The organism is Hoeflea sp. CAU 1731 (assembly GCF_039888615.1).
GTDB lineage: Bacteria > Pseudomonadota > Alphaproteobacteria > Rhizobiales > Rhizobiaceae > Flavimaribacter.
This window is the reverse complement of the sequence record NZ_JBDQQS010000019.1, coordinates 21,369-34,334: the sequence shown is the minus strand read 5'-3', so window position 1 is coordinate 34,334 and position 12,966 is coordinate 21,369. Positions and strand designations below refer to the sequence as shown.

The window sequence follows — 12,966 nt, the reverse complement described above, 5'->3', positions numbered from 1 at the left end:
TGTCGCATAGTATCGCGCCATGGATACACCGATTGACACGCAGGCGACCGCCCTTCGAACCGCGATCGACTCGCTGATGCGCCGCTTCAAGATCGCCGAACAGGAAGTGGTCGGAGAGATTCCGCTAAAGCAGACCTTCGATTTGTTAAGTGAGCGGACCGAGGTTGTCTGTGAAGCCAAGGGTCATTACGGTCAGAAATAGTCCCGGTTTGACCATTTCCCCTTTTGGATCGTAGCCAGCGTTGCGCGCCAGGATAACAGAATTGTGGCACGGTTTTCTCAAGATCGGAGAGGAAATTAACGCGGTTTGTAAATCGCGCGCCCGGCCGCCGTGAGATAAACACATGAAATCCCAATACCTGAAGCGATTCCTTTTCCTTCTCGACAATCGAGCAGTCCTCTTTGAGAGCTTCATCGGATAACTGGGTAGGTTCGCTTCTCATCCGGAGCACGCAGGGTCGAACCAAAGATAATGCAAGCGAAAGCCGAAGACATAGAATTTGGGTGCGGGCTGAAGCCTGAATTCAAGGTTCTTTCCCGCTGATGTTCGTTTGAACTGAATTTCGAACTTCAGCGTGCAGAGAGCGTCAAGTCGGCTCAAGCCATTTCGCCCAGACATCGCTGACATGAATGGTAGACAGTAAATAAAAAGAGCTTTATGGGTGCAATGTTAGTAGGGGAACAAAGTATAATGAGATATTCGTCAATTACAGCGCGAATCTGTGCAACGTTCTTATTTGGTTTCACCACTTTGCTAGTTGGGAGCAACATTGCTCAAGCCCGGCAATGCATCGAAATGATTGTTATTTTCCAGGGGGCACTGCCAGGCGCAAAAGCAAACGTCGATGTCGAATGGTTCAAGACGGAAGACGTTACGTTCCAGGTCGACCATGCCGCCAGGAAAGTGGATGTCACGGCCTCCAAAGCGCCGTTCAGAACGGATGCGGCTCGCGATAGCAATCTGTTCTGCAATCCAAACGCCGATAGCTCTGCGGTGGCGCTTGTAAGAGCAAGAGACTCCGGGACGGTCGATAAGATCAAGAAAGTTGCAACCGCCGGATCGATCGCGACGCTGTCGACAGTCTGCCCGCTCTGCGGGATCGCCGCGGCTTCCGTGGCGCCAATATCGCAGCCGGTAGGGAATGCCGGAACGTCGAGTGATTCTGTATTTGAAGTGCGCGCCGAGGAGGACTGGATTTATATTGGGATTCCGAGCGACGCCTATGTGACCACCGTGCTGTTGGTAGATTCCGGGATATTCGGCGTCGAAATCAACGTTCTGAAGAGCAAGGACGCCACAATACCGGCGGCTATCGCTTATTCGGGCTGTGATTTCACTGGCAGTGAAGCACATTTGCAGATTGGGCCGGTCGACGACACGAGCCTGAAGAACCTCGGTGTCTCAAACGATTCGATGTCGTCCATATCGGTGTCGCCGGGATACTCGGTTAACTTGTTCAAAGATGCTCACTTTCAAGGACAATCCAAGAAGGTGACCGGACAGCAGAATTGCTTCGACAGCCAATGGAACGATCAGGTCTCTTCGGTCATGGTATTGCCCGGTGGCTGACGCCGAAACGCCCCGGCCGATGCCGGGCCGGTAGTCTGGGCCAGTATGTGGCCAAGTCAGGGTCGCGCTTCAACCATCGACTGAATCGTGATGGATGAAGCCGACTACACGGGGAGCACGAAAGAGATGCGTCGTTTCGCCAGACTTGCCGCGTTGACATTTGGTGTTCCTGCCTTTTTACCGGCTGCCTTCTGGCCCGTTGCAACTCTGGCGACCGACAATGTCGTTGATTATGTTTGCGATGGCGGCGCACAAATGCTGGTGCGTTATCACATTGATGACGACGCGGCGTCCTTTTCACACGACGGTCTGCCCGAGGTCAGACTGGAGCAGGTGGTTTCGGGATCAGGAATTCGCTACACCAACGGCTATTTCACGCTGTCATCCAAGGCGGACCTTGCCTTGCTGGAGTGGGATGGCACACGCATTTCATGCATCTCAGTGTCCGCGCCCGACATGGCTTGGCACTCCGGGCCGGGTGAGGACGCCAACCCGCCCACAATCGGAGCAAGCGTACTGGAGACCGACAATTCGATGGTCGATGGCGCTTGCCCCGGCGGCCGACCGAACTTGACCTTTGGCGCGGCGGTGGGCGGCAAGATCGAGGGTGCGCCGCTCGACATCGAATTCTTTGCCGAAGATTTCAGGCGCAGCTACAGCGGCGTTGTTTCGGGAACTCGGCTGGAGCAAGGCGTTGGAGGAGTGGCGATCGAAGTGCCAGCGGATGATCCCCTGTGGGGAGCACTCAAGAGAAGGCGGGAGATCGCCTACCGGGCCGGCGGCCACAGAGTAACGCTGCCGCTTAAGGGCAGCGCCAGCGCTATCAGCGAATTCATCAATGAGTGCGAGGCCTTGGCCGAAGTGAGAGAGAGGGTCGGTAGTCCAGCCCCGACCGAGCCGGCAGCGGAGAGCTTCGATCCTCTATGGACGACTTGCGAGACACTGGCCGCACCGCACACGGAACTGCCCGAACGGCCGGTGGCGGTAAAGTTCGTTAACGCAACGGATGCACACAGGGGCGTGGTTGTGATCGGAGCCAACGGACAGCCGGAACAGCGGGCCAATCTCGCGTCAGGACAGAGCTTTGCGGCGGAGAGCTTCTTCAACCAATTGTGGATGTTCACCGACGGGCCCGGCAACTGCCTCGAAATGTACAGAGCTCGACCCGGGGTAGACCTGTTCAGGATTACGGCACAGAATGGCTATTTCGGCCCAGAGTGAAAGCCAGATGTATTCGTTGCCAACAACTCTGCAGCCGTGGTCTCGGAACCTGCCGGTGGAGGGGCTCCTACCGGGTCCCGGTTGCCAAGGCAGCGTCCCGGCCTTCCGCTCTCTACTCTCCGTCGCGCATCACGCCGCACCTCTCCCCCTGGAGACTGGATTCTGATCCTGGAAAAACGGAAGCGAATACGGCAGGTTGCTATCGGGGAGGAAATGCGGGCGAAAACATATCGCATGCTCCGCACGCTTCTGCTCTCGATGTGGCCCCTCGACTAACGCAATGGGCGATTGGTATGGAACGCATCCTGTTGACCTGAAGTTGTCCCATCATTCTTGCGGTGTGAATAGGCTGCAGACATGTCCGACTGCCTTCCAAAGGTCTTCATATGTTCGAGCTTTCGCCTTTCTGAGCAGTGTCTTCAGCTTTTGGAAGGCCTTCTCGATGGGGTTCTGGTCCGGCGAGTAACAAGGCACGAACAATTCCACAGCGCCGCGAGCGTGCTCGCCGGTCGTCTGGCGCAACTCGTGCAGGCGGGAGTGATCGATCACGATGAACGGCTCGGCATCTATGCCCTGACCGAGGCCGGGCGCGGCTTTCTTCCCGTTCTCGAAGCGCTCTGCCGCTGGGCGTTGACCGTGCCCGGTCACGATCCAACGCGTTTCATCAGTCCCTCGGCCTTGATGATTTCGATGGGGGTCAACCTCGTGCGCGACCGCGCACAGGGGCGTGAGACGCTGGCCGGGTTCGACCTCGGTGACGAGGCGTTCGAGATGCGATTGGCCGGAGACAGGCTGCAAACAGCTTCGGTCCGCACGCCCGATGCACCCTTCGTGCTTCACGGCAATGGAACAGCGCTGGCCAAGGCGGTCTATGGCGCCATTCCCCTGCCCACACTGGTCGCGCAAGGCGTGGTCGACGCCGACGGCGATATCGCCGCCGCCCAAGATTTCCTGTCACTGTTCACTCTGCAGCCGCAGGCTTGACCAAGGAAGAGCGGCTCTTTTCCGCGCGGCATGGTCACCGAGATGATTCGCCCATCGATCCGCCGAGGCGTCTTTGAGGCCGAGGCGATCGGGAGTGATCGACAGCCAAATGCGCTTCTTTTACGACTGCGACTTTACAGCGCGCCCAACTGCAACAGCCCGTTTCCACCGGTGGTCGGCATGGTGATCGCGAGCTTGTTGGAAAAGGCAGACGCCGCCGCCCTGAGCGCGTCCGCCATTCCGGGCAACCGGTTCGTCATCGAGTCTGATGCAAAGCAGGCTATTGTTATCGCGGCGATGGTTTCCTTGCGCGCGATTGCGACCACCGGCGCGGAAAGTTCAAGAATCGCATTGGTTTCGGCGTTGGACGCGCTCGCGTATCCGCCACCGCGGCACTGTGAAACCATGTTATCAAGCTGTGCAAGCATATCGGGGGTGGGCTGCTGCGCCAGTCTCTCCAACACGTCCCTGCGCTGTTGCGATGTTGGCAGATCGGCCAGAAAGCACGCGCCCGCGGCCGAACCGCCAAGCGCAGTACGATAGCCTACCTGGACGCTCAAACCATAGTAGTGCGGAGCATTGGCGTTGGCGATCACAAGCAGATCGCTTCCGTCCAGCACGCTCAGATGGTTGGAAAGTCCGGTTTTGCCGGCAAGCTCTTCCAGATAGGGCTTGGCTGCTTCCGACAGACGGCTGTTTATCGAACGTTCGGCGCCGAGCGTGGAGATACGATCGGTGAGAGAGTAGATGTCGCCCTCGCTTCGGCTGATGTAGCCGCGTTCCTCCAGAACGATCATCATGCGGAAGATCTCGCTCTTCGACCGGCCTATGCCGGCGGCCAGTTGCGAGAGGGTCGGACGGCTATCGGTCAACGAAAGGTATTCGAGGATGTCGAGCCCTTTTTCCAGAGCCGGAGCGGAGTATTTCTGAAGTTTCGATTTCCGATCCGACACTGTATCAATCCGATATTTCCGAGCGGCTCAAAAGTTTACAGGGGCACACCATGCCCCTGTATTCATTTTTTTCACTTCCAAAGGAATATTCAGCCTGATTATCTCAGCCCGTTTTTCTTCAGAATATCCTCGGCGTTTTCAGGGGTGATCGCCTCGGTTCCCATGACGACCTTCTTTTCCACCTCTTCACCCTGAAGGTGCTTCAACGCCTGGCGCAATCCTTCCGCGCCGGGCGTTGGATAAAGGAAGGTCGCGGCCAGTTCGCCGTTTGCAACCCAGGTCACGCCCTCATCCGGCAATCCGTCCACGCCGATGAAGATGATGTCCTTTTCGCGTCCCGCGTCCTTTGCCGCAAGATAGGCGCCATAGGCCATGGGATCATTGTGACCGTATACCATGGTGATATCTTCGTAGTTGCGCAGGGCGGTGGACATGATGTCGTAGGCCTGGTCCTGCTTCCAGTCGCCGGACTGGCGATCGAGCAGGAACTTTACGCCCTCCTCGCCGTCGAATGCGGCATGAAACGGATCGGAGCGGTCAAACGTCGCCTGAACCCCGAGTCCGCCATAGATTTCGACGATATTGCCCTTGGCGTTGCCCTTTCCGCCAAGCAATTCGAGCGCATATTTGCCGGCGGCTTCGCCGATCAGGACATTGTCGCCGCCGACCCACTGCACGAACTTGTCGGTATCGACGTTGCGATCGAGAACGAAAACCGGAATACCGGCCTCGGTCGCCTGTTCCACGACACCGGTAAGCCCGGCCGACTCCTTCGGAGAAATGAGAATTGCATCCACTTCCTGACGGATGAAATTCTCGACGTCGGCGACCTGCTTTTCGGTGCGGTCATTGGCGTCGGAGATCAGCAACTCCACATTGGGATGAAGGTCGGCTTCCGCGCGCAGATCCTTGTTGAACTGCACACGCCACGGCTCGACGGTTGTCACCTGGGAAAAGCCGATCACGTACTTGTCATCCGCGGCGTAAGCGTCCGCATTCAGGGCGCCAGCCACCAGCGCCGCAGCGCAGGCGGCAAATATACCCTTGCCAAATTGTCTTCTTTTCATCATGTCCTCCTTGTTCAAAGTGCAGCTACGCTGCGTTTGGATGGCTCTGTCCCTGGATCCTCCAAGATGTGGGGTCAGAGCCTTTTTCGCCAGAAAAGGCCCTCCTTCACTGCTGCGAAAAATTCTTCCAGCCGGCCTTCCTGAAGAAGCACGGCGGCGACGATGATTAAACCCTTGAGTATAAGCTGGGTGTTGCTGTCGATATTGTTCAACTGCAGAATATTGCTGAGGAAGCCGAAAATCAGGACGCCGACGAACGTCCCCAGGATCGCGCCCCGCCCGCCCATCAGGCTTGTGCCTCCGATCACGACCGCCGCGATCGCGTCGAGTTCCAGCCCCAGGCCTGCATCCGGCTTGCCTTGTCGGAATTGCGCCACGTAGAGAATGCCGGCAAGCGCGGAAAGCGCGCCGGCAATGGCATAGGTGGATATCTTGATGCGGGCGACGTCGATTCCCGCCAGTCGAGAGGCCTCCTCATTGCCGCCAATGGCAAGCAGATAGCTGCCGAAGGTGGTGAACCGGGTCAGAAAGAAAGCCAGGGCCAGCACGACAAGGAACACGACGCCCGGCACCGGCAGCACGCCCCAGATCAGCATGCGCAGCACCTCGAAATGCTCCGTCGCATTGCTGCCGGTATAGACCGGGTGAACGGCCGTGTCCTGCCCCGCGACAACCCGGGCAAGGCCAAGCGCCCCGACCATCATCGCCAGCGTAACGATGAAGGGCTGCAAGCGGCCATGGACGATCAGCGAACCGTTTATCGCGCCCATTACTGCGCCGACGCATGGGACCGCCAGAAGCACCGCCAGCACGCCGAACTTGCTGTCCACCTGACTTGCCAGCCACCACATGGCGACGCCGCCACAAACCAGTGCGATTAAGAGCTTCACCGATCTTTCGGAACCGCTGGCGGACATCTCCGCGCCGACGCCCTGCGCACTGCGGCGCATGAAACCGATAAAGAAAAACAGACAGACGAAGACGACCGTCCCCGTTGCGGGAACCGCAAACATGCTCGCGGCTGTCCAGCCTTCCTGAGTCAACAGCATCGCGCAAATGACCGTGCCAAGCGCCAGCACGGACCCGACGGAAAGATCGATTCCCGCCAGAAAGATCACCATTGTCATGCCGACGGCCACAATCCCGGTTACGGAAACCTGACGCAGGACATCGGTCAGGTTGCCGATCGACAAGAATATATTGTTGCCCTTGGATGTCAGCGGCGAAGTCAGGGCTCCGAATACGAGCAGGATGATCAGACCCCAGTAGAGTTTGGTACGGTTAAGTAAGGTCAGCAGCGGCGAATTGAGATCTGCCGTTGTGGCTTGGGATCGGGACATTTTGTCAGTTGTCGCCATTTTACCTCTTCCCCCGAACATCGCTGTCAAATCTGCATCGCAAGATTCTTGATTGCTTCCACGGACATCTCCTGCCTGGACAGTTCACCCGCCATGGCTCCCTCCGTAAGAACGATAACGCGATCGCAGACGGCTAGAAATTCGGGGATCTCGGAACTCGCGAAGAGGACCGACATGCCCGAATCGGCAGCTTCGCCAATCAGTCGATAGATCTCGTCTTTCGCTCCGATATCGATACCGCGGGTCGGCTCGTCCAGAAGCAGGATCCGCGGCTCGGTCGCCAGCCACTTGCCGAGAACCACTTTCTGCTGATTGCCGCCGCTCAGGCGCTCCACGACGTGTTCTGGTCCGCGCGCAATGATGCGCAGTCTGTCGATCGCCGTAACCGCCTCGGTCTGCTCCATCGAGGGCGACAGAAGTCCGAAACGCGTTTTGCTGGAGAGCAGCGGCAAGACCACATTGTCGCGAATGTTGCGTTTCAGCAGCAGGCCATTGCCCTTGCGGTCTTCGGTTATCAGCGCCAGCCCTTCACGCAGCCCGTCGGCAGGCGTGGAGGGATGAAGGCGCCTTCCGTGAATTTCAATGTCGCCTGCATAGGAACCGCCGCGCGCGCCGTACAAGGTTTCGAGCAGTTCGGTTCGCCCGGCGCCGAGCAAGCCGCCGATTCCGAGCACCTCGCCCTTGCGCAATTCAAAACCGATATTGTCGAGGACCTTGTGTCCCTTGTCTATTGCGGTCAGTCCGGAAACCCGCATGACGGTCTCGTCACCGGCTGGCTTCGCCCGGTTGACCGGATTGATTTCGACCGAACGCCCGACCATCATCTCTATGAGATCGTCCGACGTGGTTGAGGAAACCATTTTGGTCCCAATCATGTTTCCGTCACGCAAGACCGTTACGCGGTCCGAGATCTCGAATACCTCATCCATGCGATGAGAAATGTAGATGACTGCAACACCCTGGAAGGCGAGATCGCGAACGACTTCCATAAGGATGTCTGTTTCGGTTTGCGAAAGCGCCGACGTCGGCTCGTCCATTATAAGCAGCCGCGCATCCATGAGCAGCGCACGCGCGATCTCGACAAGCTGCTGCTCGCCAACGCGCAGGTTCTTGACGGGTGTATCGATATCCAGCTTGAAGCCGAACTGCAGCAGCGCCTCCCTGGCTTTCTCGCGCAGTTCCTTTCGATTGATCAGTAGCCCCCGAATCTTCGGCTCGTGACCCAGCATGACGTTTTCGGCCACAGTCATTTCCGGCACCAGGCTCAACTCCTGGTGCATGATGACGATGCCACAGTTTTCGGCTTCTCTGGGCGAATCGAAGCTGACTTCCCGTCCATCCAGAAACAGTTTGCCGATTGTGGGTTCCTGCACGCCGCTGATGATCTTGACGAGGGTGCTCTTGCCGGCGCCGTTCTCTCCCATCAGGGCATGAATTTCTCCGCCGACAATGCTGAGATCGACGCCACGCAATACAGTGTGACCGGAAAAGCTCATCTCGATATTCTGGAGACGTAACTCTACCTTGCTTTCAGCGGGGTTCGCCTCCTCGCTTGTTTTGGTCTGCGCCATGATCCCTCCCAAGATCCAAGCCGCTCAAGCACTAGGCGTTTCATATACAAAACGGTTTTGTATGTAAATATACTATTTTGCCTGGAAGCGTCGGTCGCGATGTCCGGGCAGCCGATTACCAAGGCGTTTCAGGTGCATGACTGTTGGAGTAGAAAATGCGAATTGCGCTATAAAATCATTGGCGCGTGGCTTAATACTCACTGATGGATTCAACTCAAGACAGCCGCGCGTCAGCGCTTCGAACCGCGATCGACTCGCTGATGCGCCGCTTCAAGATCGCCGAACAGGAAGCGCCGGACGGCAAACCGCTCAACCAGATCGACACTCAGGCGATGCTGTACATATCCGCCCACCCCGGATGCGGCCCCACCGATATTGCGCGCCACCTGAACGTGGCGCCAACCACGATTTCCTCCGTCACAGACCGTCTCGCCGGTCGCAATTTCCTGAAACGGGACCGACCGGACGAAAATCGCAGAGCGATCGCTCTTGGCCTGACGGATGCGGGACGGGCCTATGTGGCCGATCTCATCGCCATTCAGACGCATCATTGCAAATTGATGCTGGAGCAGCTTCCACCGGACGATCAGGACCTCTTCGTCTCCCTTATTACCAAAATCGCACAAAACGACAATTGAATAATACGATATTCGTATTATATGAATTCTCATGTCAAACGCATGAAGAGGACATATCATGTCGACAGTGCATGTCATCACTGGAGCGACCTCCGGCCTGGGGCTCGACGTCGCGCGGCGACTGGCGAAAATCACCGACGACCGGATCATCGCCGGCGCGCGCAATCCGGCGACAGCCAGAGCGTTGAGAGACGCCGTTCCGGCCGGGCGGCTGGATGTGCTGGATCTCGACACCGCATCGCCAAAGCGGGTAAGCGCTTTCGCGACCGCCGTGAAAGAGCGACTCGGCGGTCGCGGGATATCCTCGCTGTGTTGTATTGCCGGGCTGCAAATTCTCGGGACCCAAAGACACACGGCTGACGGGATCGACGAAACCTTCGCCACGAACGTGATGGGCCACCTGCAGCTTGTCGACGCGTTAAGCGACAGCCTTGCCCGAAACGCGGTCGTCGTCACCACCGGCAGCGGAACGCATGATCCGGACAACAGGCTTGCCAGCCGCGCTGGATTCGCGGGCGCGGATTACGCCTCTGCAAGCGCTGCGGCGTCTGGCGAGAACACCCGGCCGGACCGCGACTAAGCGCAATGCGCACTTGACCGCTACGCTACGTCGAAGCTCTGCGCCATCTACCATGCAGCCGCAGCTTCCACGGAGCCGGCCTTCAACGACGCCCGCATCTATTGCTTCGATCCGGGCCTGATGCCGGGAACCGCGCTCGCTCGGGAGCGCAACGCGTTCGTCCGGTTTGTCTGGAAACGGCTCATGCCGGTGTTGTCGGGCTTCATCGATGGCGTGAGTTCGCCCGAACGGTCGGCGTGCTTCCTGGTCGACGAGTTGATCCTCGGGCAAAGTGGTCATGCGTCCGGCGACTATATCGAATTCACCGGGAAGCCGGCGCCCGCAAGCCGTCAGGCGCGAGACAAGGAAGCCGCAAGGCGCTTCCTTGCTGAAACGAGAGCTTTGGTTCCGGGCTGAGTGGTGGCCTGAAACACGAACAGCGTTTCACCCGGCTCAACTGCTTCAACTGGTCGACTTCGCGCTGATTCTTGTCGAGCAGCGCCTTCTGATCCTCGTCGTTTTCAATCGCAACGACCGGAACAACATATAGTGCGCCAAGATAGCCGACGACCTGGTTCCGCGTCCGGTTTGACTTGATAATCTCTTCGGCCTTCTGGTTGCGTGCGTCCAGGTCGACTTCCCGTTTGGCGATTTGCGCACAGTTGAGAGTGCGCCGGAAAGCCGGCGAGCGTCTGTTGCGAGGCGTTGACGGAACCGTAATCGGGCGGCAGGTCCGGCGCCGAGCGCGTGCATCCGCCTGTCAGGACTGCAAGCGCGATCAGGCAAAAACTAGTTGACGAAAGGGACCGCACGACCCTTGCCCTCCAGCACGCCCCAGCTGTTCAGTCCGATGCCGACCGTGCCGTAACGCACGAGAATGACCGCGTCCGCGCCCATTTGCGCAGCTTTCTTGCGTAGCTGCTCCTGCACCTGCGCCTCGGTCGGATCCGCGTTGAGGATCGTTGTCTTCCTTACAGTCGCCGTCACGTCGCCAAGAACCTCGTACTTGCGATTGGTGATGTCGTCCTCGGCGACGATGACCGACTGAACGTCCTTCGGCTTCTATCGCACCGCGATTGCGGTTGTCTTGTCGACGGAAGAGGTGGACCAGTTGCTGCAACCGCTGAGTACAATGAACGCGGCGAGCAGAACGCCTGTCGAAATGCGCATAAAACCTCTTGTGAAAAATCGTATCGGCGGCGGTGTCTTGATCTGTGCAGTTACAGCGCCCGCGCCGAATCAACCGTCAATAGAAGTCATACATCGCGGCGTCGGCGTCTGCACAGCGTCCCGAAAAGCAAAAGAGCCCCGGCGTCGCCGCCGGGGCTCTGATCATCTCTCGTAAAAAGCGTCCCTGCCGGTCAGGCGGTCGCTTTTTCGTAGCACTCCAGCACGTAATCCCAGTTGATGAGATTGTCGATGAAGGCTTCGAGATACTTCGGACGCGCGTTGCGGTAGTCGATGTAGTAGGAGTGCTCCCACACGTCGACGCCCAGGATCGGGGTCGCGCCGTGAACCAGCGGGTTTTCACCGTTTGGCGTCTTCATGATTTCGAGCTTGCCGTTCTTCACGGCAATCCAGGCCCAGCCGGATCCGAACTGCGTGGCGCCGGCGCTGGCGAAATCAGCCTTGAACTTGTCGTAGCCGCCGAGGTCGGAATCGACCGCCGAGGCGAGTTTGCCCGGCAGGGAGGATCCGCCGCCGCCCTTCTTCATCCATTTCCAGAAATGAATGTGGTTGTAGTGCTGCGCCGCATTGTTGAAGAGGCCCTGGTTGGAGCCGTAGGATTTCTTGACAATCTCCTCGACCGAGAGGTCGCTCATTCCGGCTTCATCGGCAAGCTTGTTGCCATTGTCGACATAGGCCTTGTGGTGCTTGTCGTGATGATACTCCAGCGTTTCGCGCGACATGAACGGGGCGAGCGCCTCGTAGTCGTAGGGAAGGTCCGGAAGTTCAAAAGCCATTTTGCTCTCCTTTGCGGGCTGTTTCGTATGATTTGGTCTGGAACATATGCGCGAGGCGATCAGACGGCAAGCGCTCCCGGAGGATTAATCGATCGCCCGCCGAATAGTTCCGGCCGGTTTCAGATTTTCTCGCCGCTGTGGGCCCAGTCCCAGTAGAGTTCGCGCGCCTTGCGAGCCACGGGTCCGGCCTGCATTTCGCGGTCCTCAAGCTTGATCACGGGCACGACCTTGGAATGGTTGCCGGTTGAAAACACCTCGTCCGCGTCCATGAAATCGCTGACCTTCAGGGATTTCTCCACCACCTTCAGGCCGGCGTCGGCAAGCAGCGCGATGGTCCGCGCCCGGGTGATGCCCGAAAGAAACGTGCCGTTCGGCACAGGCGTCATGACGACGCCGTCCTTGACCATGAATACGTTGGAGCTGGCGGTCTCAGCCACGTTGCCGAGCATGTCCATCACCAGCGCATTGTCGTAGCCGCGCCGTCGCGCATCCATGATCGCGCGTCCGTTGTTGGGGTAAAGGCAACCGCTCTTTGCGTTGGTCGGCATGGTCTCCAGCGACGGCCGCCGGAAGGGCGACACAGTCAGAGAGAAGCCTTGAGATGGAATCATCGGCGATTCATAAAGGCACAGGCAGAAGCGCGTCGAGTCCGGATCGGCCGGCACCGACATATAGGCGCCGTGCTCGGCCCAGTACATCGGCCTGACGTAGACGGCGGTCTCTCCGTCGAACTTCTTCAGGCCGTCGCGGGCCAAGCCCAGGATCGCCTCTGCGCTCATCGTCGGCTTCAGGCCCAAGGCCTCGGCGGACGCGTTCACCCGGGCGCAATGCAAGTCGAGATCGGGCGCGACGTGCTCGAACCAGCGCGCGCCGTCAAACACCGAACTGCCCAGCCACATGGCGTGCGAGCGCGGCCCGATCAGCGGCACGTTGCCCTCGTGCCAGTCTCCGTCGACATAGGTCCAGGTTTGCGATTGCGCCTCGGTCAACACGGTCATCAGTTGTTTCCTCCAATTGCCCGTCTTTTTCTTCTCTTTGCACCAGATTGAAGCAGCGGGGCAAGGTTTATCCGCCGCGGCCT

General features: G+C 58.5%; 15 protein-coding genes. 7 read left to right on the top strand and 8 right to left on the bottom strand.

Translation table 11 applies throughout. The features are described from left to right. Positions 1-19: 19 nt before the first annotated feature. The 3 genes from AAFN47_RS23525 (at position 20) to AAFN47_RS23515 (ending at position 2,791) form a co-directional block, all read left to right on the top strand. Entirely contained in the window at positions 20-202 is a 183-nt protein-coding gene (locus AAFN47_RS23525; protein ID WP_499811712.1) for a hypothetical protein, read from the top strand. A 489-nt stretch (positions 203-691) separates the two neighbouring features. Then, positions 692-1,570: a hypothetical protein gene (locus tag AAFN47_RS23520; protein WP_499811711.1), complete on the top strand. Its 879-nt coding sequence runs from the start codon at positions 692-694 to the stop codon at positions 1,568-1,570. Between the two features lie 90 nt (positions 1,571-1,660). Beyond that, positions 1,661-2,791, top strand: a complete 1,131-nt coding sequence (locus AAFN47_RS23515; RefSeq protein WP_499811710.1) for an MliC family protein — start codon at positions 1,661-1,663, stop codon at positions 2,789-2,791. A 327-nt stretch (positions 2,792-3,118) separates the two neighbouring features. On the opposite strand, the gene AAFN47_RS23510 is transcribed toward AAFN47_RS23515, so the two are convergent. After that, positions 3,119-3,340: a transposase gene (locus tag AAFN47_RS23510; RefSeq protein ID WP_499811709.1), complete on the bottom strand. Its 222-nt coding sequence runs from the start codon at positions 3,338-3,340 to the stop codon at positions 3,119-3,121. Between AAFN47_RS23510 and AAFN47_RS23505 the strand changes: the two genes are divergently transcribed. Beyond that, a complete protein-coding gene (locus AAFN47_RS23505; protein WP_499811708.1) occupies positions 3,329-3,775 on the top strand; it encodes a hypothetical protein in 447 nt (148 codons plus the stop codon). The two genes, AAFN47_RS23510 and AAFN47_RS23505, sit on opposite strands and share 12 nt — an antisense overlap. 134 nt (positions 3,776-3,909) lie before the next feature. Here the strand turns inward: AAFN47_RS23505 and AAFN47_RS23500 are convergent, their stop codons facing one another. The 4 genes from AAFN47_RS23500 to AAFN47_RS23485 form a co-directional block, all read right to left on the bottom strand. After that, positions 3,910-4,728, bottom strand: a complete 819-nt coding sequence (locus tag AAFN47_RS23500) for an IclR family transcriptional regulator (RefSeq protein WP_499811707.1) — start codon at positions 4,726-4,728, stop codon at positions 3,910-3,912. 98 nt (positions 4,729-4,826) lie between these two features. Continuing rightward, a complete protein-coding gene (locus AAFN47_RS23495) occupies positions 4,827-5,795 on the bottom strand; it encodes a substrate-binding domain-containing protein (protein WP_499811706.1) in 969 nt (322 codons plus the stop codon). 74 nt (positions 5,796-5,869) lie between these two features. Beyond that, on the bottom strand, positions 5,870-7,153 hold the full coding sequence (locus AAFN47_RS23490) for an ABC transporter permease (protein ID WP_499811705.1): 1,284 nt from the start codon (positions 7,151-7,153) through the stop codon (positions 5,870-5,872). Positions 7,154-7,179: 26 nt separating this feature from the next. Next, the gene (locus tag AAFN47_RS23485) at positions 7,180-8,724 is read right to left on the bottom strand and encodes a sugar ABC transporter ATP-binding protein (protein WP_499811704.1); all 1,545 of its coding nucleotides are present in this window, start codon (positions 8,722-8,724) and stop codon (positions 7,180-7,182) included. 203 nt (positions 8,725-8,927) lie between these two features. On the opposite strand from AAFN47_RS23485, the gene AAFN47_RS23480 reads away from it, so the two are divergent. The 3 genes from AAFN47_RS23480 to AAFN47_RS23470 all read left to right on the top strand — a co-directional run bounded on the left by AAFN47_RS23480 (position 8,928) and on the right by AAFN47_RS23470 (position 10,338). Beyond that, a complete protein-coding gene (locus AAFN47_RS23480; protein ID WP_499811703.1) occupies positions 8,928-9,362 on the top strand; it encodes a MarR family winged helix-turn-helix transcriptional regulator in 435 nt (144 codons plus the stop codon). Between the two features lie 58 nt (positions 9,363-9,420). Continuing rightward, positions 9,421-9,942: an SDR family NAD(P)-dependent oxidoreductase gene (locus AAFN47_RS23475; protein ID WP_499811702.1), complete on the top strand. Its 522-nt coding sequence runs from the start codon at positions 9,421-9,423 to the stop codon at positions 9,940-9,942. Positions 9,943-10,062: 120 nt separating this feature from the next. Next, positions 10,063-10,338, top strand: a complete 276-nt coding sequence (locus AAFN47_RS23470) for a hypothetical protein (RefSeq protein ID WP_499811701.1) — start codon at positions 10,063-10,065, stop codon at positions 10,336-10,338. Positions 10,339-10,710: 372 nt separating this feature from the next. Here AAFN47_RS23470 and AAFN47_RS23465 read toward each other — a convergent pair whose 3' ends face one another. From AAFN47_RS23465 to AAFN47_RS23455, 3 genes are all read right to left on the bottom strand, one after another. After that, on the bottom strand, positions 10,711-10,908 hold the full coding sequence (locus tag AAFN47_RS23465; RefSeq protein WP_499811700.1) for a hypothetical protein: 198 nt from the start codon (positions 10,906-10,908) through the stop codon (positions 10,711-10,713). A 374-nt stretch (positions 10,909-11,282) separates the two neighbouring features. Beyond that, positions 11,283-11,885, bottom strand: a complete 603-nt coding sequence (locus AAFN47_RS23460; RefSeq protein ID WP_499811699.1) for a superoxide dismutase — start codon at positions 11,883-11,885, stop codon at positions 11,283-11,285. A 119-nt stretch (positions 11,886-12,004) separates the two neighbouring features. After that, entirely contained in the window at positions 12,005-12,883 is an 879-nt protein-coding gene (locus AAFN47_RS23455) for a branched-chain amino acid aminotransferase (protein WP_499811698.1), read from the bottom strand. Between the last annotated feature and the right edge of the window lie 83 nt (positions 12,884-12,966).